This window comes from Streptomyces similanensis, from assembly GCF_039543625.1.
In the GTDB taxonomy this organism is placed as follows: Bacteria; Actinomycetota; Actinomycetes; order Streptomycetales; family Streptomycetaceae; genus Streptomyces; species Streptomyces similanensis.
The window spans coordinates 1-17513 of the sequence record NZ_BAABKC010000054.1; the positions used below are offsets into that span (position 1 = coordinate 1).

Below are 17513 nucleotides of genomic sequence, written 5' to 3' on the forward strand. Positions count from 1 at the left end.
GGCGGGGCGGCGGGCGGCGCCGGGGTGCGGGCGGCGGTGGGCTCGGGGGGCGTGGGCCCGGCCGGGTCCGGCGCGGGGCCGGCGGGCGGCGGCGTGTGCCGCGGTTCGTCGACGGTGATGCCGTAGTCGGTGGCCAGGCCCGCCAGGCCGCTGCGGTAGCCCTGGCCGACGGCCCGGAACTTCCAGCCGCCCTGGCGGCGGTAGAACTCGCCCAGGACGAAGGCGGTCTCCACGCTCGCGCCGGCGCTGTCGAAGCGGGCGGCCACCGTGTCCCGGGCCGCGTCGCGCACCTCGACGTACAGGTCCGGCACTTGGCCGAAGGCGCCGCCGTCGGCCGACGCGGCGAGCACCACGCGGTCGACGGCGGGCTCCACGCGCGCGAGGTCGACGAGGAGGGTGTCGGTCGCGAGGCCGCCGGCCTCCCGCTTGCCCTCGTGCCGGACGGCGCCGGAGGTGTGCGCGGGCTGGTTGTAGAAGACGAAGTCGGCGTCGGAGCGCACCTTGCCGCTCGCCGCCAGCAGCAGCGCGGAGGCGTCCACGTCGGGGACGCCCGGACCGGAGCGCCGGCCCACCTCGACCCGCAGGGCCGTGGCCGGCACCTGCGTGTTGGACCCCTTCGACATCGACATGTCCGCCCCCTCACGTGTGGCGCCGGGCCGTGTCCCGGCGGTACGGCCGCCGGCGGACCGTCGGCCCGCTCGGCGCCCAGTCTGCTCCCCGGGCGGACCCGACGCGCCGCGCCCCCCGCGAGGAGCAGTGGAACACGTGTGTCGGACCGCCGGTAACCCCCCAGAAACCCGCCCTTTACCAGCCGAAGGGCTTCCGTGGTGCCCCTTTTTGTCAAGTTCGCTCGCATTGGGGATCCCGCGTCACCACGGACACGGAAAACAACCCTCTTATCGGTCTCCCCAACCAGCACATCGTGGGCTTAACTTATGTGCCATGACCTCCCCCCGCTCCACTTATGGTGGCGGCTACTATTCCGCCTCCTTCCCGGACACCCCGATCTACGACTCGCTCGTCGCCGAGCGCGGCACGCCGCAGATCGCCCCGATCCGGGTCCCCGCGCCGTACGACACGGGAAGTCACCTTCCCGCGCTCCCCTCGGCACTGCCCGCCCTCCCGGCGGCCCCGTCCCAGCCCCAGTCGTACTACGGCTACCCGCAGGCGCAGCAGCCCGCTCCGCTGCACCAGGCGCCCACGGCCTACATCCCGCAGCAGGCCTCGGTCCCGCGCGGCTACCCCGGCCCGCAGCAGCCGATGCCGCCGCGCCCGATGGCCAACGGCACCGGCTACGAGGCCATGCGCCCCGCCGCTCCCCGGCCCGCCGCGGCGCCGTACCAGGACCCGTACAACAACCAGCAGTACCGCGGCTACTGATCGGCTTCCCGGCCGGGCGCCGATCGACCACGGGGGACACGGGGGAAGGGCCGTCGCCCGACGCCGGGAGCCGCACCTTCGCGCAGGCCGCCGCCGGGCAGTAGCCCGGCGGCGGCCTTCGTCCGTCCGTCGTCCACCGGGAACCCCGGGGCGGGGTCCGGTCGTTGGGGTGCGTGAGAGGCCGGTGCGGGTCGCGGCCGAAGGGGACGTCGCTCTCAGTCGCTCTCCCTTCGGCCCGGCTCGCGGCGCACCGGCCGCGCCGCGCGGGACGACGGAGCGGGAAGGCGGTGGTGGAGGGTGCGCGTCATCGGCGGACTGTGGCGCTGGCGGCACAACCCGCTGCGCCGGACGACCGATCTGGTCGAGTGCTGGGTGGCGTTGACCGCCCTGCTGCTGATCCTGGTCGCCGCCCCGGTGGCCGGGTCCCTCGCCGGCGCCGCCGCCCAGGACGCCCTCCAGCGGTCGGTGCGCGAGCAGCACCGGACCCGGCACCTGGTGCGGGCCACCGTGGTGGCGAGGACGACCGGCGAAGTGCCGCGGCCGGACCCGGAGATCACCTCGGGACGGACGGTGCGCATCCGGGTCGTCGCCGACTGGACCGCCCCGGACGGCACCAGGCGGCACGGCCCGGTGGCGACGAACCTGAGGAAACCGCACCCCGGCGACCGCTTCGCGCTGTGGACCGACGGGCACGGCCGGACGGTGGGCCGGCCGCTGGACTCCGGCACGGCCACCGCGCACGCCGTCCTGGCCGGCCTCGGCACGGCCATGGTGGCCGCCGCGGCGGTGGAGAGCGTACGCAGACTGATCCTCTGGCGACTGGTCCGCCGCCGCTACGCGCGCTGGGGCCAGGCCTGGGACCGCGCCGGACCGGACTGGGGCCGCGCCGGCGCCGACAGCTGACCGCCTTGCGGCTCCGGTCAACCGATCGACCGCGCTCACGCTACGGTGGACCGGCCGGCGCGTCGGGCACGACAGGCGCACGAGCGCACCGCGGCGGCGCGCCGCGACGGCGAACGAGCCATCAGCACGAGGTGGGGGCACAGCAACGCCATGGCACAGGGCACGGTCCAGGTGACGCACACCGGCACATCGCGGTGGCGGCGCCGCACGGGTGAGTACGCATCGCTCGCCGCCGCCCTGGAGGCCGCGGCGGACGGCGACGTCCTCACCGTCGCCCCCGGCACCTACCGCGAGAACCTCGTCGTCCAGCGGGCGGTGACCCTGCGCGGCCCGGAGGGCTCCTCCGGTTCGGTGCGGATCGCGCCCGCGGACGGGGTGCCCCTGACCGTGCGCGCCTCGGCGGTGGTGCAGGACCTGCACGTGGAGGGCCAGGACGCCACCGCGCCCGCGCTGCTGGTGGAGGAGGGCGCGCCGGAGCTGCGGGACGTGCGGATCGTGACCCGCTCCGCGTCCGGCATCGAGGTGCGCACCGGCGCCCGGCCCACCGTGCGGCGCTGCACGGTGGACAATCCGGCCGGCGTCGGCATCGCGGTGCTCGACGGCGGCGGCGGGGTGTTCGAGGAGTGCGAGATCGTGGCGGCCGGGCAGTCGGGCGTGGCCGTACGCGGCGGCGCCCACCCCCGCCTCGAACGCTGCCGGGTGCACCACGCCTCGGGCGCCGGCATCACCGTGACCGGCGACAACTCCGCCCTGGAGGCGGTCGGGTGCGAGGTCTACGAGGTGCGGGGCAGCGGTCTGCAGATCACCGGGCGGGGCACCGCCCACCTCACCGACTGCGAGGTGCACCGCACCACCGCCGACGGCGTCACCCTCGACACGGACGCCGTCCTGACCCTCGCCGACTGCCGCATCCACGACATCCCGGAGAACGCGGTGGACCTCCGCTCGCGTTCGGTGCTGACCCTGACCCGGAGCACCGTGCAGCGGTTCGGGCGCAACGGCCTGTCGGTGTGGGACCCGGGCACCCGCGTGGACGCCAACCAGTGCGAGATCTCCGACAGCACGGGCGACTACCCGGCCGTGTGGGTCAGCGACGGAGCCACCGCCGTCCTCGACTCCTGCCGGGTGCACGACGTGCCGGACGCGCTGTTCGTGCTGGACCGCGGATCGCGCGCGGACGTCGTCGACAGCGATCTGTCCCAGGTGCGCAACACGGCGGTCTCGGTGAGCGACGGGGCCACCGCGCAGCTCGACGACTGCCGGATCAAGGAGGCGGCCACCGGCGCCTGGTTCCGCGACCACGGCAGCGGCGGCACGCTCGCCAACTGCACCGTGGACGGCGCCCAGACCGGCGTGATCGTCACCAAGGGCGCCGACCCGACCATCGAGCGCTGCACGGTCGTCTCCCCCGCCGAGGCCGGGTTCTACGTCTCCGCCGGGGGCCGCGGCAGCTTCCTGGGCTGCCGGGTCACGGACAGCGGCGGCTACGGCTTCCATGTGATCGACGGGTGCCGCACCACGCTGCGCAAGTGCCGCACCGAGCGGTGCGCGCGCGGCGGCTTCGAGTTCGCCGACGGCGGTGCGCAGACGGCCGGTTCGGGCCCCGTGGTCGAGGACTGCGTGAGCGACGGGAGCGGGGGCGTACGCCCGCCGGCGGCCCCGGAGACGGCCGTGCAGACGGCGAGTCCGTCGCCCGGGCTGCTGGGCGCGGTCCCCGGACAGCGCGCCACCGAGCCGGACCCCGTGCGCGACGCGCCGGCGCCCGAGCCGGAGCGGACCGAGCGCAGCGCGAAGGACGTGCTGGGCGAACTGGACGCCCTGGTGGGCCTGGACAGCGTGAAACGGGAGGTGCGCGCCCTCACCGACATGATCGAGGTGGGCCGGCGGCGGCAGCGGGCGGGGCTCAAGGCCGCCTCGGTCAAGCGGCACCTGGTCTTCACCGGCTCACCGGGCACCGGCAAGACGACCGTCGCCCGCCTGTACGGCGAGATCCTGGCCTCGCTCGGGGTGCTGGAGAAGGGCCATCTCGTGGAGGTGTCCCGGGTCGACCTGGTCGGCGAGCACATCGGCTCCACCGCGATCCGCACCCAGGAGGCGTTCGAACGGGCGCGCGGCGGCGTGCTGTTCGTCGACGAGGCGTACGCGCTCTCGCCCGAGGACGCCGGGCGCGACTTCGGCAAGGAGGCCATCGACACGCTGGTGAAGCTGATGGAGGACCACCGCGACGCGGTGGTGGTGATCGTGGCCGGCTACACCGCCGAGATGGAGCGCTTCCTGTCCGTCAACCCGGGTGTGGCCTCGCGTTTCTCCCGCACCATCACCTTCCGCGACTACGGCCCCGAGGAGTTGCTGCGGATCGTGGAGCAGCAGGCCGAGGAGCACGAGTACCGGCTCGCCCCGGGCGCCGAGCAGGCGCTGCTCGGGTATTTCGCGGCGCTGCCGAAGGGCGCCGCGTTCGGCAACGGCCGCAGCGCGCGGCAGACGTTCGAGGCGATGGTGGAGCGGCACGCGGGCCGGGTCGCCCAGTTCGCCGATCCCAGCACCGACGATCTGACCCTGCTCTACCCGGAGGACCTGCCGGCGTTGCCCTGAGCGCCGGAGCCGTCGGGTTCGGCGCCCTCGCCGGCCGCGTGGCGGGGCGCCGGCAGGTCCGGGCGCAGCCGGGCCAGGAGCCGCCCGCGTTCCTCGGCGAAGGCCGGGTCGGCCCGGTAGTCGGAGTGGCCGAGGATCGGGGCGGGCAGCGGGTGCGCCGCGTCGCGGCCGTAGGCGAGCGGGTCCTTCAGCGGGGCGCGGTCCACTTCGTCGTCGTGGTCCGCCTCGGGCGGCGCGTGGTCCGTCTCGGGCGGCGCGCCGGGGGTGCGGGCGGCGGGGACGCGGACCGGGCCGCCGATGGGGTCGGTGAGCCGGTACAGGTTGCGCCAGCAGTCCGCGTCGCGGTGCAGGGCGGTCAGGGCCGCGGGTCCGAAGTGGGCCGGGAACCAGCGGCCGTAGAGGCGTTCGAGCGGGCAGCCGTAGGTCAGCAGCGCGACGCGCCGGCGCACCTCGGCGGGCAGCTGCCAGACCGCCGCGGCGGCCAGCACGCTGCCCTGGGAGTGGCCGGACAGGACGAGCCGGCCGCCGGTCGCGCCGGTCCAGGTGGCCATCCGCCAGGTGAGGTCGGGCACCGCGCGTTCGGCGTAGCAGGGCGGGGCGAAGGGGTGGGCGGCGCGCGGCCAGAAGGTGCCGACGTCCCACAGGATGCCGATGGTGCGCCGGGCCGAGGCGTCCTTGTAGGCGCGCCTGCCCCAGGTGACGAACAGTATGAAGCCGAGGCCGACCAGCCAGGAGCCCAGCGCCTGCGCGGTGTCGGCCGCGCCGGCCACGAAGGGCGGCGTCCCCTCGGCGGCCCGCGCGGGGGTGGTGTGGAGGCCGAGGCCGCCGACGAGGGCGACGGCGCCCAGCAGCAGGGTGACGGCGCAGGTGAGACCGACCACGCGGGGCGCCTGGTCGGTGAGGGTCGCCAGGGCGCGGACGCGGGCGATGCGGTGGGTGCGCGCGGGGTCCGGCGGGTCGTGCGGGTAGTCCCGCGCCACGGCGGGTTCCCCGGCGCGGGCCAGCCGGCGGGCGCGCAGGGCGAGCCGGACGCCGAGCACGAGCAGGACGACGAGCAGCGGCGGGATCACGGACGCCTGCCAGGTGAGCAGGACCGGCGGGCCCGGCATCGACGTCCCGTCGCCGTCCAGCCAGTCGGCGACCCGCTGGGCGACTCCGCCGGTCATCACCCCGCCGAGGGCGCAGGCCAGCAGGGCGACCGCCGGGCCGCCGAGGCCGCGCAGAACGGCCCGGGGGTCGGGCCGGGTGCGGTACAGGGCCAGGGCCACGCAGCTCAGGACGATCACCAGGAGGCCCTGGGCCAGGGTGACCCCGCCGAAGGCGGCGTCGCCGGCGAGCCGGCCCGTGGAGTGCCAGGCGGGGCGCGACCAGCCGGCGTACAGGGCGGCGCACACGAGCAGCAGGAGCGCGCCGAGCGGCAGCCCGCGCACGAGGTGGCGGTCCAGCCGCCGGTCGACGCGTTGCTCGCTGCGGCCCCGGCCGGCGACCACGCCCACCACGGCGGCCGCGGCGGCGATCAGCGCGGCGTTGAGCAGCCAGCCGAGGAGGTCGAGCAGCGCGGGGCCGCCGGGCCGGCGGTCGAAGCGGGCGGCCGGGGCGGCGAGCGCGGCGGCCACGGTGAGCAGGCCGACGGCGGTGTGCGCGGCGCGCAGCCGGGCCACCAGACGGCGGCCGTACCAGAAGCCGGGCCGGCTCAGGGCGCCGTCGGAGCCGCCGCCCTCCCCCGCGGGCTCCGTCTCCGGGTCGCGGCGCAGGGGCTGCTGGGACTCGTAGGCGCTCCAGGTGCGGTGGGAGAGGTACCACAGCAGGCCGGTGAGGGCGGCGGGGATCACGGCGGCGAGGGCGAGCCGGCGGCCGGGCGGACTCCACCAGCCGGCGCCGGGCGCCAGGAAGCCCAGCCAGGAGTGGCGGGCGGCGCACGCGCGGGTGCCCGCGCACTGCCAGGCGGCGAGGTCCAGCGCGACCTCGCAGGCGGCGGCGACGAACAGCACCGTGAGGGTCAGGCCGGTCAGTCTGACCAGCAGTCCGTACAGCCGCACGGTGCGGGTCCGGCCGTGCGCGGCGGGGCGCATCCAGTGGGCGAGGTTGACGACCATGAACGGCAGCAGCAACAGCCACAGGGCCCGACTGCCGTCGCCGGAGGTGAGGTTGCACCAGACGTAGGCCTCGGGCACCGGCCCGTCGCGCTCGGGGCGGGACTCGGCGTGCACGTCGGCGGCGCGCCGGTAGAGGGCCGCGGTGTCGTCCCCGGAGACCCGGACCGTGTGCGGATCGTCCAGCATCTCCTGGGGTGTGGTGCCGCCGACTCCGTGCACCAGGAGTTCCAGGGCGGGCCGCCCGGCCGCCGGGGCCGGTGTCCGCGGTCCGGGCGCCGTCGACTGTGCCGTGTGTCGTTCTGCCGACCGGTCCGCCGTCGGACGCCGCTGTGCGCTTTCCACCGCCCGCACCCCCCTGGCCGTGCCGTCGCCAGTGTTCTCGCGGGGACAGGATGTCCGGTGGCGGCGCGCGCCACACACGCCGTCCCGGGTTTGCGCCCGATCCGGTGACGGCCGCCGCGTGCCGGGCGTGTCGCGGGGCGGCGCGACGGTCGGCGGGTGCGTGTCGGGGCGGGCGATGGCGCGGCGTGCGACGCCCCGTGAAAGGATGGGCCGCCCGCATGACGGCACGCGTGACGAGCCCTTCGTCGCAGCGGTCGCGCCGGGCGTGTCGGACGGCTTGAGGCGAGAGGAACCGGAGCACACGTGAGTGAGAATCAGAACCTCCTCGCGGAGCAGCGCCGCTCCCTGATCCTGGACGAGGTCCGGCGCCGCGGCGGCGTCCGGGTCAACGAGCTGACGCGCAAGCTCGGCGTGTCGGACATGACCGTCCGCCGCGACCTGGACGCGCTGGCCCGTCAGGGCATGCTGGAGAAGGTGCACGGCGGCGCGGTCCCGGTCGTGGAGGCCAGCACGCACGAGCCGGGCTTCGAGGCCAAGTCGGGCCTCGAACTGTCGGCCAAGGAGGACATCGCGCGGGCGGCAGCGCAGTTGGTCGCGCCGGGCTCGGCGATCGCGCTGTCGGGCGGTACGACGACGTACGCGCTGGCCCATCACCTGGTGGACGTGCCGGATCTGACGGTGGTCACCAACTCGGTGCGGGTGGCGGACGTCTTCCACACGGCGCAGCGCGCCTCCGGTCAGCGGCAGGGCTCGGCGACGGTGGTGCTGACCGGCGGGGTGCGCACCCCGTCCGACTCGCTGGTGGGCCCGGTGGCGGACCAGGCGATCGCCGCGCTCCACTTCGACGTGCTGTTCCTGGGCGTGCACGGGATATCGGCCGAGGCAGGTCTCTCGACGCCGAACCTGGCGGAGGCCGAGACCAACCGGCGCCTCGTGCAGTCCGCGCGGCGGGTCGTGGTGGTCGCCGACCACACCAAGTGGGGTGTGGTGGGCCTGAGTTCCTTCGCCGCGCTGGAGCGGATCGACACCCTGGTCACGGACGCGGGACTGCCGCCGGAGGCACGCGCCGAGATCTCCGAGCACCTGCGGCTCGTGGTGGCCGGGGAGCCGGCGGAGATCGCCGACATCTGAGCGGCCGTCGGCCGCGGTCGCGGTGTCCCGCGGCCCGCGGGCGCCCGACGGCGAGCGGTGCGGCGCGGGGTTCAGGACGGCCAGGCGCCGGTCGCCAGGAAGGCGTCGATCGTCGCCGTGTACGGCGCGCTGTCCAGGCCCTGTTCGGCCAGCCACGCGTCGGAGTAGTACTTGTCGAGGTAGCGGTCCCCGGGGTCGCACAGCAGGGTCACCACGCTGCCCCGGCGGCCCTGCGCCACCATCTCAGCGACAATCTTCAGCGCGCTCCACAGACCGGTGCCGGTGGAGCCGCCCGCCTTGCGGCCGATGGCCCGCTCCAGGGCGCGGACGGCGGCGACGGCGGCCGCGTCGGGCACCTTCATCATCCGGTCGATCGCACCGGGCACGAAGCTCGGTTCCATGCGCGGCCGGCCGATGCCCTCGATGCGCGAGCCGCTGTCGCAGGTGACATCGGGGTCGCCGGTGGTCCAGCCGTCGAAGAAACAGGAGTTGTCCGGGTCGGCGACGCAGACGCGGGTGTCGTACTGCATGTAGTGGACGTAGCGCGCGAGGGTCGCCGAGGTGCCTCCGGTGCCCGCGGTGGCGACGATCCACGCCGGTTCGGGGAAGCGCTCCAGTTCCAGCTGGCGGAAAATGGACTCGGCGATGTTGTTGTTGCCGCGCCAGTCGGTGGCCCGCTCGGCATAGGTGAACTGGTCCATGTAGTGGCCGCCGGTCTCCACCGCGAGCCGCGCGGAGGCCTCGTACATGGTGCGCGGGTCGTCCACGAAGTGGCAGCGGCCGCCGTGGAACTCGATCAGACGGCACTTCTCGGCGCTGGTCGTGCGCGGCATCACCGCGATGAACGGCACCCCGATCAGCTTGGCGAAGTACGCCTCGGAGACCGCCGTCGAGCCGCTGGACGCCTCGATCACCGGGCGGCCCGGCCGGATCCAGCCGTTGCACAGGCCGTACAGGAACAGCGAGCGCGCCAGCCGGTGCTTGAGGCTGCCGGTCGGGTGGGTCGACTCGTCCTTCAGATAGAGGTCGATGCCCCACCGCTCGGGCAGCGGGAAGCGCAGCAGGTGGGTGTCGGCCGAGCGGTTGGCGTCGGCCTGGACCTTGCGGACGGCCTCTTTGAGCCAGTCGCGGTAGCCGGTGTCGCTGCGGTCGACGTCGAGGGTGTCGCCGGTCCGGCGCTGCTCGGTGGTGCTCACGGCGGGACTCCTTACGCTGGGCGCCGACGGCGTGTCGCACGGCCGGACGCCACCGATGATAGACACCTTCCGCACGCTTCTCACCTGCATAGACGTCACTTTGAGCGGCCCAAAGGCAGACCTGGGGCGGGACTCGCCAGAGCGCGTACGGGGCGCATTCGCCGCATCGTCGGGGGCGCGTTCGCCGGAGTGCTCCGGGCGCCGGCCGGGAGCCCCCGACGTGTACTGGTGCTGCGCGCGGAAGGGGGGCAGACTGCACGGCGCGGGACGCAGAGCCGTACGGGGCGCCAAAGGTGCCGTGCGGGCGGTGTGGCCCGTGGACCGGGCCGGGCAGGGAGCCGGCGGCACGTGCGAGGGGGCGGGCGAGGAATGGCGGAACCGGAGTTCACGGCCACGGGCGTGCGGATCGACAGGCGACTGCGCTCCCTCACCCGGGCCGGACGGGTCCGGATCGGCGACGGCAGGCTCGAACTGCTCACCAGTCAGGGCTGTGTGATCGACAGCGCGCCGGTGAGCGCGGTGCGCGCGTCCAGGCCGTGGCTCGGCCCGGGCGACCGGGCGCGCGCCGACCTCGGCGGCACCCGGTACCTGCTGACCCTGAGCGACCGCGACCCGGCGCCCGGCGAGCCGGGTCCGCCCGCGGCGCGCCGGTTCATCGAGATCGTCCGCGAGGCGGCGGGGCGCGGCGGCTGAGCCGTCGTCGCGAAGATGACGCGAAGTTGCGGTGCCGAACCCCTTGCGTCACGCTGGTCTCACGTCACTCTGGGTTTACCGGCGATAACGCTGCGAACCAGCCCGCCGGCCACGACAGCAGGCGGCCATGTCACGCAGGCGCTCTGCTGCATCCGAAACGTCGTGTTCTTCCGGACCTCAACGTCGGGGAGTCGCAGCCGTGATCAGTCACCCCATCAGGCACTGCACGGTGGAGCTCCAAGCCCTGCCGTCGCGGATCGGCCAGGTCCGCAGAATCGTATCGGCGCACTTGCGCTACTGGCATCTGGATCCTCTGATAGACCGGGCCGCGCTCGGTGTGACGGAGTTGTTGACCAACGTCCACCAGCACGCCCGGCCCGACAAGTCGTGCACCGTCGAGCTCGAGTTCCTGCTCGACCGGCTCACCGTCTCGGTACGCGACCACGATCCGCGTCTTCCCGTGGTGGAGGACATGGGCGACATCGCGCCGCTGGCCACCGAGGGCCGGGGACTGGCGATGGTGGCCGCGATGAGCGAGAGCTGGGGCGCGCGCCCGGACGGCGAGGAGGGCAAGGTGGTCTGGTTCACGCTGCCCGCCTCCGCCGCCCCGGTCGCCGTCACGGCGCCGGCCCGGGTACCGCGGCTGGCGGCCGGGGAGCAGCAGCCCGTACGCCGGTTCACCGAGGTGGAACCCGCGCTCGATGGCGCGCGGGCCGCGCCCGTTCCCGTCCGCTCGCCCGTTCCCGGCTGACCGGGACGAGCCCGAGTGACGCCGCCACCGCCGGATTCCGGCCGGTGGCGGCGCCGTTCCGCGCCCGCGCCCGTCCCATGCCATGACCGCCACAGGACGCCGCACTCCCCGCCCACAAGGACTCGACGTCTGTAACTACTAGTATGTACAGTGATCGCCATGAGGACGCAGGAGCGACTGATCGAGTCCGCCCGCGCACTGCTGTGGGAGCGCGGTTACGTGGGCACCAGCCCCAAGGCGATCCTGGAGCACGCGGGCGCCGGACAGGGCAGCATGTACCACCACTTCAAGGGGAAGTCCGACCTGGCGCTGACGGCCATCCGGCGCACCTGCGCCGAACTGCTGGGCACCGCCGAGGCACTGCTGTGCGGTCCGGGCACGCCTTACGAGCGCATCGAGGCGTACCTGCTGCGCGAGCGCGACGTGCTGCGCGGCTGTCCGGTCGGGCGGCTCACGATGGACCCGGAGATCATCGCCAGCGCCGAACTGCGCGCACCGGTCGACGAGACGCTCGACCGGCTCCGCGAACGCCTCGCCGGGACGGTCGAGGAGGGCAAGGAACGGGGTCAGTTCCCGCCCCATCTGGACGGTGAGGAGATCGCGGCGACGGTCCTCGCCACCGTGCAGGGCGGCTATGTGCTGGCCCGGGCCTCCGGCTCCCCGGCCGCCTTCGACACCGGCGTGCGGGGACTGCTGTCGCTGCTGCGCTCCGACACGGATCAAGTGGCCTGAGGGCCAGGGGGGAAGCCGCGCCATGCACGCGATGCAGTACGAGATGACCTTGCCCGCCGACTACGACATGCGGATCGTCCGCGACCGCGTCGAGCGGCTCGGGCACTTCCTGGACGACTGGGACGGACTCGGCGTCAAGGCCTACCTGATGCGCGAGCGCGGGGTGCACGGCTCGCCGGTCAACCAGTACGCGCCCTTCTACCTGTGGAACACGATGGAGGGCATGAACTCCTTCCTGTGGGGCGGTCCGTTCCAGGGGCTGGTGGACGACTTCGGCCAGCCCGTGGTGCGGCAGTGGTCGGGGGTGGCCTGCGAGGACGGCGGTCGCGCCGACTCGGCCGCCGTCCTCGCGGTGCGGCAGCGGGTGCCCGTGCCTGAGGGGGTGGTGCTCTCCGAGTTCATGGCGGAGGCGGTGCGCGAGACCGGGCGGCTGGCCGCACGGGACGGCGCGGTGCTCGCGGCGACCGCGGTGGACACCGGCCGCTGGGAGCTGGTGCGCTTCTCGCTCTGGTCGCACGAGGCGCCGGACGCCGAGGGCGAGGTCTTCCGGGTCCTGCACCTGTCGGCGCCCGGACGCGAGACGCTGCCCCGGAGCCGGCAGTGGTGAGCGCCGTCCGCACGGTGCTCGGCGACCTCCCGCCCGCCGAGCTGGGCGTCACCGACTCCCACGACCACCTCTTCTTCCGCAGCCCCCGGCTGCCCGGCCAGGAACTGGACGACGCGCCGGCCGCGCGCGCGGAACTGGCCGCGTTCCGCGCGGCGGGCGGGTCGGCCGTCGTCCAGTGGACGCCGTACGGGCTGGGCCGCCGGGCCGCCGACCTGCCGCCGCTGTCCCGGGCCACCGGGGTGCACGTGGTGTGCGCGACGGGCCTGCACCAGGACGTCCACTACGCCGAGGACACGCCGGCCGCGCTGCGCGGCCGCCTCGCGGACGTGTTCGTCGCCGAACTCACCGAGGGCATCGGCGACACCGGGGTCCGGGCCGGGCTCGTCAAGGTCGCCGGCGGCTTCCACGGCCTCGACGCGCACGCCCGCTGGACCATGACCGCCGCGGCCGAGGCCCATCACGCCACCGGCGCGCCCGTCGCCGTGCACCTGGAGATGGGCACGGCCGCGCTCGACGTGCTGGACCTGCTCTGCGGCGAACTGGAGGTGCCGCCGCACCGGGTGATCCTCGGCCATCTGAACCGCTTCCCCGATTCCGTGCTGCACCGGCAGGCGGCCGAGTCGGGCTGCTACCTGGCGTTCGACGGCCCCTCCCGCACCCATCACGCCACCGACTGGCGGATGCCCGACGCCGTGCGGGCGTTGGCCGAGGGAGGTTTCGGCGACCGGCTGCTGCTCGGCGGTGACACGGTGGTCGCCGCCGCCCGCTCGGTCGACGGCGGCCCCGGGATGCCGTATCTGCTGCGCCGCGTCCGCCCGCGGCTGGCGGCCGAACTGGGCGCGGACCTGGTGGAGCAGGTCCTCACCGAGAACCCGGGCCGGGCCTTCGCCGTCGACTGGCGCTGAGCACCGGGGCCTCATCCGGACGGATCGCACCGGCCCCGTGCCCGACCGTCCCCCGGGGGTTCCGTCGGGCGCGGGGCCGGCGCACGCGTGAGGTCAGGCCGGCGCCGTCAGGGGGTCGTCCAGGACCGGCTGCCAGGCCAGTTCCGCCGCGCCGACCAGGCTGTTGTGGTCCAGGGTGCAGGGCAGGATGGGCACTCCGCCGCTCTGGCCCCACAGGCTGCGGTCGGCGACGACCGCGCGCAGCCGGTCCGGGGCGGCCTCCAGCAGGGTGCGGTGCAGTCCGCCGAGGATGATCCGGTCGGGGTTGAGGATGTTGACCAGTCCGGCCAGGCCCAGCCCGAGGCGGTCCACGAGCATCTGCACGGCCGTCCGGACGGCCGGGTCGTCGTGGTGGCCGCGGATCAGGTCGTCGGCCTGCTTGAGCAGCGACACCTCGGGGCCGGGCGCGCGGCCGGCGGCGGTGAGCAGGGCCAGCGGATCGGCCTCCACGTCCAGGCAGCCGCGGCTGCCGCAGTGGCAGGGGCGGCCCTCGGGGTTGACGGTGAGGTGCCCGACCTCCAGCGCCAGGCCCGAACTGCCCGTGTGCAGCCGCCCGTCCAGCACCAGCGCGCCGCCCACCCCGCGGTGCCCGGTGGCCACGCACAGCAGGTCGCGGGCGCCCCGCCCGGCGCCGTGCCGGTGCTCGGCGAGCGCGGCGAGGTTGACGTCGTTGGCGGCGAACGCCGGTCCGGTGATCCCGGCGGCGCGCACGCACTCGGTGAAGATCCGCCGCACCGGCGCGCCCACCGGCCAGGCCAGGTGGAGCGGGTTGAGGGCCGTGCCGTCCGGTTCGGCGACCGCGGACGGCACCGCGAGTCCGGCGCCGACGCAGCGCCGGCCGGTGGCGCACAGCAGCTCCGCGCCGGCCTCGACGACCGAGCCGAGCACCTTGGCCGGGTCGGCGTCCACGGTCTCGCAGCCGGGCGCGGTGGCCACGATCCGGCCGCCGAGGCCCACCAGGGCGGCCCGGAACCCGTCGGCGTGCACCTGCGCGGCGAGGGCGACGGGCCCGTCCTCGGCGACCGAGAGACGGTGCGAGGGCCGGCCCTGCGAACCGGCCGCCGCGGCCGGGCGGGCGTCCACCCTGATCAGGCCGAGGGCCTCCAGTTCGGCGGCGACCGCGCCGGCCGTCGCCCGGGTCACCCCCAGCTCGGCGGTGAGCACGGCACGGGTCGGGGCACGCCCGGTGTGCACCAGCTCCAGCGCGGGCCCGAGCGCGCCGCGCCCCCGGTCAAGCCGCGTCCTCGAGGTGGTCCCTTCCCCCGCCGCCCGGGGGTCAGCCTTGCCGCTCATGAGGGCGAGTCTGTCATGATCCGCCGTCCCGGCCGCCCGGGGTCCGGGGCCCGGCTCAGCTCCGCCGTCCGCCCCGTCCCGGTCCGGGCGGGACGCTCTCCAGGCCGCTCACCCGCAGCGTGACGTTCAGCCGCCCGGTCAGCCCCAACTCGCCCGGGGCGGTGCCCGCGTGCACCCGCGGCACGCCGTGGTACGCGAACCGGGCGGGGCCGCCGAACACGAACAGGTCGCCGCTGCGCAGCTCCACGTCCGTCCACGGCCGGGTACGGGTGTCGGAGTTGCCGAAGCGGAAGACGCAGGTGTCGCCGAGGCTCAGCGACACCACCGGCGCGGCGGACTTCTCGTCGGCGTCGCGGTGCATGCCCATCCGGGCGTCGGCGTCGTAGAAGTTGATCAGCGCGATGTCGTACGTCGCCTGCCGCGCCGCCTGCGGCCCCAGGGCGTCGCGCACCGCGCGCCGGCCCAGTTCGCCCAGCCAGGCCGGGAACGGCTTCACCGGCGCGCCGTCCCCGTCGGCGACGGTGCGGGCGTAGGCGTAGGGATACCAGTGCCAGCCCAGGCAGACCTGGCGGGCGGTCATCGCGCCGCCGCCGGGGGTGCGCACCGTGCGCAGACCGGCCGGCGGGCGGGCCCAGCCCCGGCAGGCGTCCAGCAGCTCGCGCTGGCGCGCCGGGTCCAGCCAGTCGGGGACGTGCACCGCGCCCGGCGCGATCTCGGCCCGGCGGCGCGGGAACAGCTCGGCGTCCATGCCCCCATCCTCCCGCACGGGATCCTCCCGCGGCCGCCGTCGGCCGACGCCATCCTGAGCTGCGGCTCGGCTAGCCTGGACGGACGATGAACGACCGTATGACGACTCCCTGGGGCGAGCCGGCCCTGTCCCGCTTCCCCGTGGACCCGCGCGACCGGCTGCGCGCCTGGGACGCCTCCGACGCCTATCTCCTGCGGCACCTGGCCGACGAGGCCATCGACCTGTCCGGGACGGTCGTGGTCGTCGGCGACCGGTGGGGCGCGCTGGTCACGGCGCTGGCCGGGCACCGGCCGACGCAGATCACCGACTCCCACCTCGGGCAGGAGGCGACCCGCCGCAACCTCGCCCGCAACGGCGCCGAACCCGGCGCGGTGCGCCTGCTCACCACGCAGGACCCGCCGCCGGAGCGGATCGACGTCCTCCTGGTGCGGGTGCCCAAGAGCCTCGCGCTGCTGGAGGACCAGCTGCTGCGGCTGGCGCCCGCCGTGCACGCGGGCACGGTCGTCGTGGGCACGGGCATGGTGAAGGAGATCCACACCTCCACGCTGGAGCTGTTCGAGCGGATCCTCGGCCCGACCCGGACCACGCTCGCCGAGCGCAAGGCCCGGCTGATCCTGTGCGCCCCCGACCCGTCCCTCGCACGGCCCGCCAACCCGTGGCCGTACACCTACACGCTGCCCGACGGCATCGGCGCGGTCTCCGGCCGGACGGTCGTCAACCACGCCGGGGTGTTCTGCGCGGACCGGCTCGACATCGGCACCCGCTTCCTCCTCCAGCACCTGCCCGACGGCGAGGGCGCCCGCCGGATCGTGGACCTGGGCTGCGGCAACGGTGTGGTGGGCACCGCGATGGGCCTGGCGCACCCGGAGGCCGAGGTGCTGTTCACCGACGAGTCGTTCCAGGCGGTGGCCTCGGCCGAGGCGACGTACAAGGCGAACGGGGTGCCGGGGCACGCCGAGTTCCGGGTCGGCGACGGGCTGAACGGGGTGCCGGACGGCAGTGTGGACCTGGTGCTCAACAATCCGCCGTTCCACTCCCACCAGGCGACGACGGACGACACGGCGTGGCGCATGTTCACCGGGGCGCGGCGCGCGCTGCGCCCCGGCGGCTCGCTGTGGGTGATCGGCAACCGGCACCTGGGCTACCACGTGAAGCTGCGCCGGCTGTTCGGCGACAGCGAACTGGTGGCGAGCGACCCGAAGTTCGTGCTGTTGCGGGCGGTCAAGCGGTAGGCGTCGCGCGGGGCGTGCCGATCACCCCGAGCAGGCGGGTCACCTCCTCCACCATCGCCTCCCGGCCCACCCCGAGGTACTTGCGGGAGTCGACCGCCTCGGGACGGGCGGCGAGGAAGTCGCGGATGGCGCCGGTCATGGCGATGTTGAGGGCGGTGCCGACGTTGACCTTGGCGATGCCGCCGGCGACCGCCTCGGTCAGCTCGGCGTCGGCCAGGCCGGAGGAGCCGTGCAGGACCAGCGGCACGTCCAGGGCGCCGGCGAGGCGTTTCAGCAGGTCGTGGTCGAGGGCGGCGGTGCGCTCGGTCATGGCGTGCGCGTTGCCGACGGCCACGGCCAGGGCGTCCACCCCGGAGCCGGTGACGAAGGCGTGCGCCTCGCCGGGGTCGGTGCGGGCGCCGGGGGCGTGGGCGTCCAGCGGCGGCCGGCCGTCCTTGCCGCCGACCTGGCCCAACTCGGCCTCGATCCACAGCCCTTGCGCGTGCGCCCATTCGGCGGCGGCCCGGGTCGCGGCGAGGTTGTCCGCGTAGGGCAGCCGGGAGGCGTCGTACATCACGGAGCTGAAGCCGGCCTCGGGCGCCTGGCGCAGCAGTTCGTCGCTCTGCACGTGGTCGAGGTGGAGCGCGACGGGCACGGCGGCGGCGCGGGCGGCGGCGACGGCCGCCCGGGCCAGCGGCAGCAGCCGTCCGTAGCGGAACCGCACCGCGTTCTCGCTGATCTGGAGGAGGACGGGCGTGCCGGCCGCCTCGGCGCCGGCGACGACGGCCTCGACGTGTTCCAGCGTGATGACGTTGAAGGCGACGACGGCGGAGCGCGCGGTGGCGGCGCCGGCGACCAGGTCGCCGGTGGCTGCGAGTGGCACGGCCTGTCCTT

The 17513-nt window shown here is 75.2% G+C and carries 16 protein-coding genes; 10 read left to right on the forward strand and 6 right to left on the reverse strand.

Annotated elements, in window-relative coordinates; genetic code table 11:
- Positions 1-623: TerD family protein (locus tag ABEB07_RS19255; protein WP_345669497.1), on the reverse strand; the 623-nt coding region annotated here is incomplete at its 3' end.
- Between the two features lie 319 nt (positions 624-942).
- Between ABEB07_RS19255 and ABEB07_RS19260 the strand changes: the two genes are divergently transcribed.
- From ABEB07_RS19260 to ABEB07_RS19270, 3 genes are all read left to right on the forward strand, one after another.
- The gene (locus ABEB07_RS19260) at positions 943-1380 is read left to right on the forward strand and encodes a DUF6643 family protein (RefSeq protein WP_164584905.1); all 438 of its coding nucleotides are present in this window, start codon (positions 943-945) and stop codon (positions 1378-1380) included.
- A gap of 297 nt (positions 1381-1677) precedes the next feature.
- On the forward strand, positions 1678-2283 hold the full coding sequence (locus ABEB07_RS19265; protein WP_345669468.1) for an Rv1733c family protein: 606 nt from the start codon (positions 1678-1680) through the stop codon (positions 2281-2283).
- 150 nt (positions 2284-2433) lie between these two features.
- On the forward strand, positions 2434-4875 hold the full coding sequence (locus ABEB07_RS19270) for a right-handed parallel beta-helix repeat-containing protein (RefSeq protein ID WP_345669469.1): 2442 nt from the start codon (positions 2434-2436) through the stop codon (positions 4873-4875).
- Here ABEB07_RS19270 and ABEB07_RS19275 read toward each other — a convergent pair.
- A complete protein-coding gene (locus ABEB07_RS19275) occupies positions 4845-7313 on the reverse strand; it encodes a hypothetical protein (RefSeq protein WP_425589040.1) in 2469 nt (822 codons plus the stop codon). The two genes, ABEB07_RS19270 and ABEB07_RS19275, sit on opposite strands and share 31 nt — an antisense overlap.
- Positions 7314-7616: 303 nt before the next feature.
- Between ABEB07_RS19275 and ABEB07_RS19280 the strand changes: the two genes are divergently transcribed.
- A complete protein-coding gene (locus ABEB07_RS19280; RefSeq protein ID WP_164587251.1) occupies positions 7617-8444 on the forward strand; it encodes a DeoR/GlpR family DNA-binding transcription regulator in 828 nt (275 codons plus the stop codon).
- A 71-nt stretch (positions 8445-8515) separates the two neighbouring features.
- Here the strand turns inward: ABEB07_RS19280 and cds1 are convergent, their stop codons facing one another.
- A complete protein-coding gene (gene cds1 / locus ABEB07_RS19285) occupies positions 8516-9640 on the reverse strand; it encodes an L-cysteine desulfhydrase Cds1 (RefSeq protein WP_345669470.1) in 1125 nt (374 codons plus the stop codon).
- 369 nt (positions 9641-10009) lie between these two features.
- On the opposite strand from cds1, the gene ABEB07_RS19290 reads away from it, so the two are divergent.
- The 5 genes from ABEB07_RS19290 to ABEB07_RS19310 all read left to right on the forward strand — a co-directional run bounded on the left by ABEB07_RS19290 (position 10010) and on the right by ABEB07_RS19310 (position 13328).
- A complete protein-coding gene (locus ABEB07_RS19290; RefSeq protein ID WP_345669471.1) occupies positions 10010-10333 on the forward strand; it encodes a hypothetical protein in 324 nt (107 codons plus the stop codon).
- 199 nt (positions 10334-10532) lie between these two features.
- Positions 10533-11084: an ATP-binding protein gene (locus tag ABEB07_RS19295; RefSeq protein WP_164587248.1), complete on the forward strand. Its 552-nt coding sequence runs from the start codon at positions 10533-10535 to the stop codon at positions 11082-11084.
- Between the two features lie 159 nt (positions 11085-11243).
- Positions 11244-11816 (forward strand): TetR/AcrR family transcriptional regulator, encoded by a 573-nt coding sequence (locus ABEB07_RS19300; RefSeq protein WP_345669472.1) that lies wholly within the window; start codon positions 11244-11246, stop codon positions 11814-11816.
- A 22-nt stretch (positions 11817-11838) separates the two neighbouring features.
- Positions 11839-12423: a DUF4865 family protein gene (locus tag ABEB07_RS19305; RefSeq protein WP_345669473.1), complete on the forward strand. Its 585-nt coding sequence runs from the start codon at positions 11839-11841 to the stop codon at positions 12421-12423.
- A complete protein-coding gene (locus tag ABEB07_RS19310) occupies positions 12420-13328 on the forward strand; it encodes a phosphotriesterase family protein (protein ID WP_345669475.1) in 909 nt (302 codons plus the stop codon). Before ABEB07_RS19305 ends, ABEB07_RS19310 begins: the two co-directional genes overlap by 4 nt.
- Positions 13329-13421: 93 nt before the next feature.
- Here ABEB07_RS19310 and ABEB07_RS19315 read toward each other — a convergent pair whose 3' ends face one another.
- Together ABEB07_RS19315 and ABEB07_RS19320 are read right to left on the reverse strand one after the other, a co-directional pair.
- Positions 13422-14660, reverse strand: coding sequence for an ROK family protein (locus tag ABEB07_RS19315; protein WP_345669476.1), 1239 nt, complete (start codon positions 14658-14660; stop codon positions 13422-13424).
- Positions 14661-14715: 55 nt separating this feature from the next.
- Positions 14716-15408 (reverse strand): alpha-ketoglutarate-dependent dioxygenase AlkB family protein, encoded by a 693-nt coding sequence (locus ABEB07_RS19320; RefSeq protein WP_345669477.1) that lies wholly within the window; start codon positions 15406-15408, stop codon positions 14716-14718.
- A gap of 98 nt (positions 15409-15506) precedes the next feature.
- On the opposite strand from ABEB07_RS19320, the gene ABEB07_RS19325 reads away from it, so the two are divergent.
- Positions 15507-16640, forward strand: a complete 1134-nt coding sequence (locus ABEB07_RS19325; protein WP_176151857.1) for a methyltransferase — start codon at positions 15507-15509, stop codon at positions 16638-16640.
- On the opposite strand, the gene ABEB07_RS19330 is transcribed toward ABEB07_RS19325, so the two are convergent.
- Complete coding sequence (locus tag ABEB07_RS19330) at positions 16630-17502, reverse strand: ketose-bisphosphate aldolase (RefSeq protein ID WP_345669478.1); 873 nt, start codon at positions 17500-17502, stop codon at positions 16630-16632. The genes ABEB07_RS19325 and ABEB07_RS19330 overlap by 11 nt on opposite strands.
- Positions 17503-17513 lie beyond the last annotated feature (11 nt).

Excerpts from the sequence above, each read along its gene's own strand:
- ABEB07_RS19260 (WP_164584905.1), top strand. The coding sequence starts at position 943 with ATGACCTCCCCCCGCTCCACTTATGGTGGCGGCTACTATTCCGCCTCC.
- ABEB07_RS19300 (WP_345669472.1), top strand. The coding sequence starts at position 11,244 with ATGAGGACGCAGGAGCGACTGATCGAGTCCGCCCGCGCACTGCTGTGG.
- ABEB07_RS19270 (WP_345669469.1), top strand. The coding sequence starts at position 2,434 with ATGGCACAGGGCACGGTCCAGGTGACGCACACCGGCACATCGCGGTGG.
- ABEB07_RS19320 (WP_345669477.1), bottom strand. The coding sequence starts at position 15,408 with ATGGACGCCGAGCTGTTCCCGCGCCGCCGGGCCGAGATCGCGCCGGGC.
- ABEB07_RS19315 (WP_345669476.1), bottom strand. The coding sequence starts at position 14,660 with ATGAGCGGCAAGGCTGACCCCCGGGCGGCGGGGGAAGGGACCACCTCG.
- ABEB07_RS19305 (WP_345669473.1), top strand. The coding sequence starts at position 11,839 with ATGCACGCGATGCAGTACGAGATGACCTTGCCCGCCGACTACGACATG.
- ABEB07_RS19325 (WP_176151857.1), top strand. The coding sequence starts at position 15,507 with ATGACGACTCCCTGGGGCGAGCCGGCCCTGTCCCGCTTCCCCGTGGAC.
- ABEB07_RS19290 (WP_345669471.1), top strand. The coding sequence starts at position 10,010 with ATGGCGGAACCGGAGTTCACGGCCACGGGCGTGCGGATCGACAGGCGA.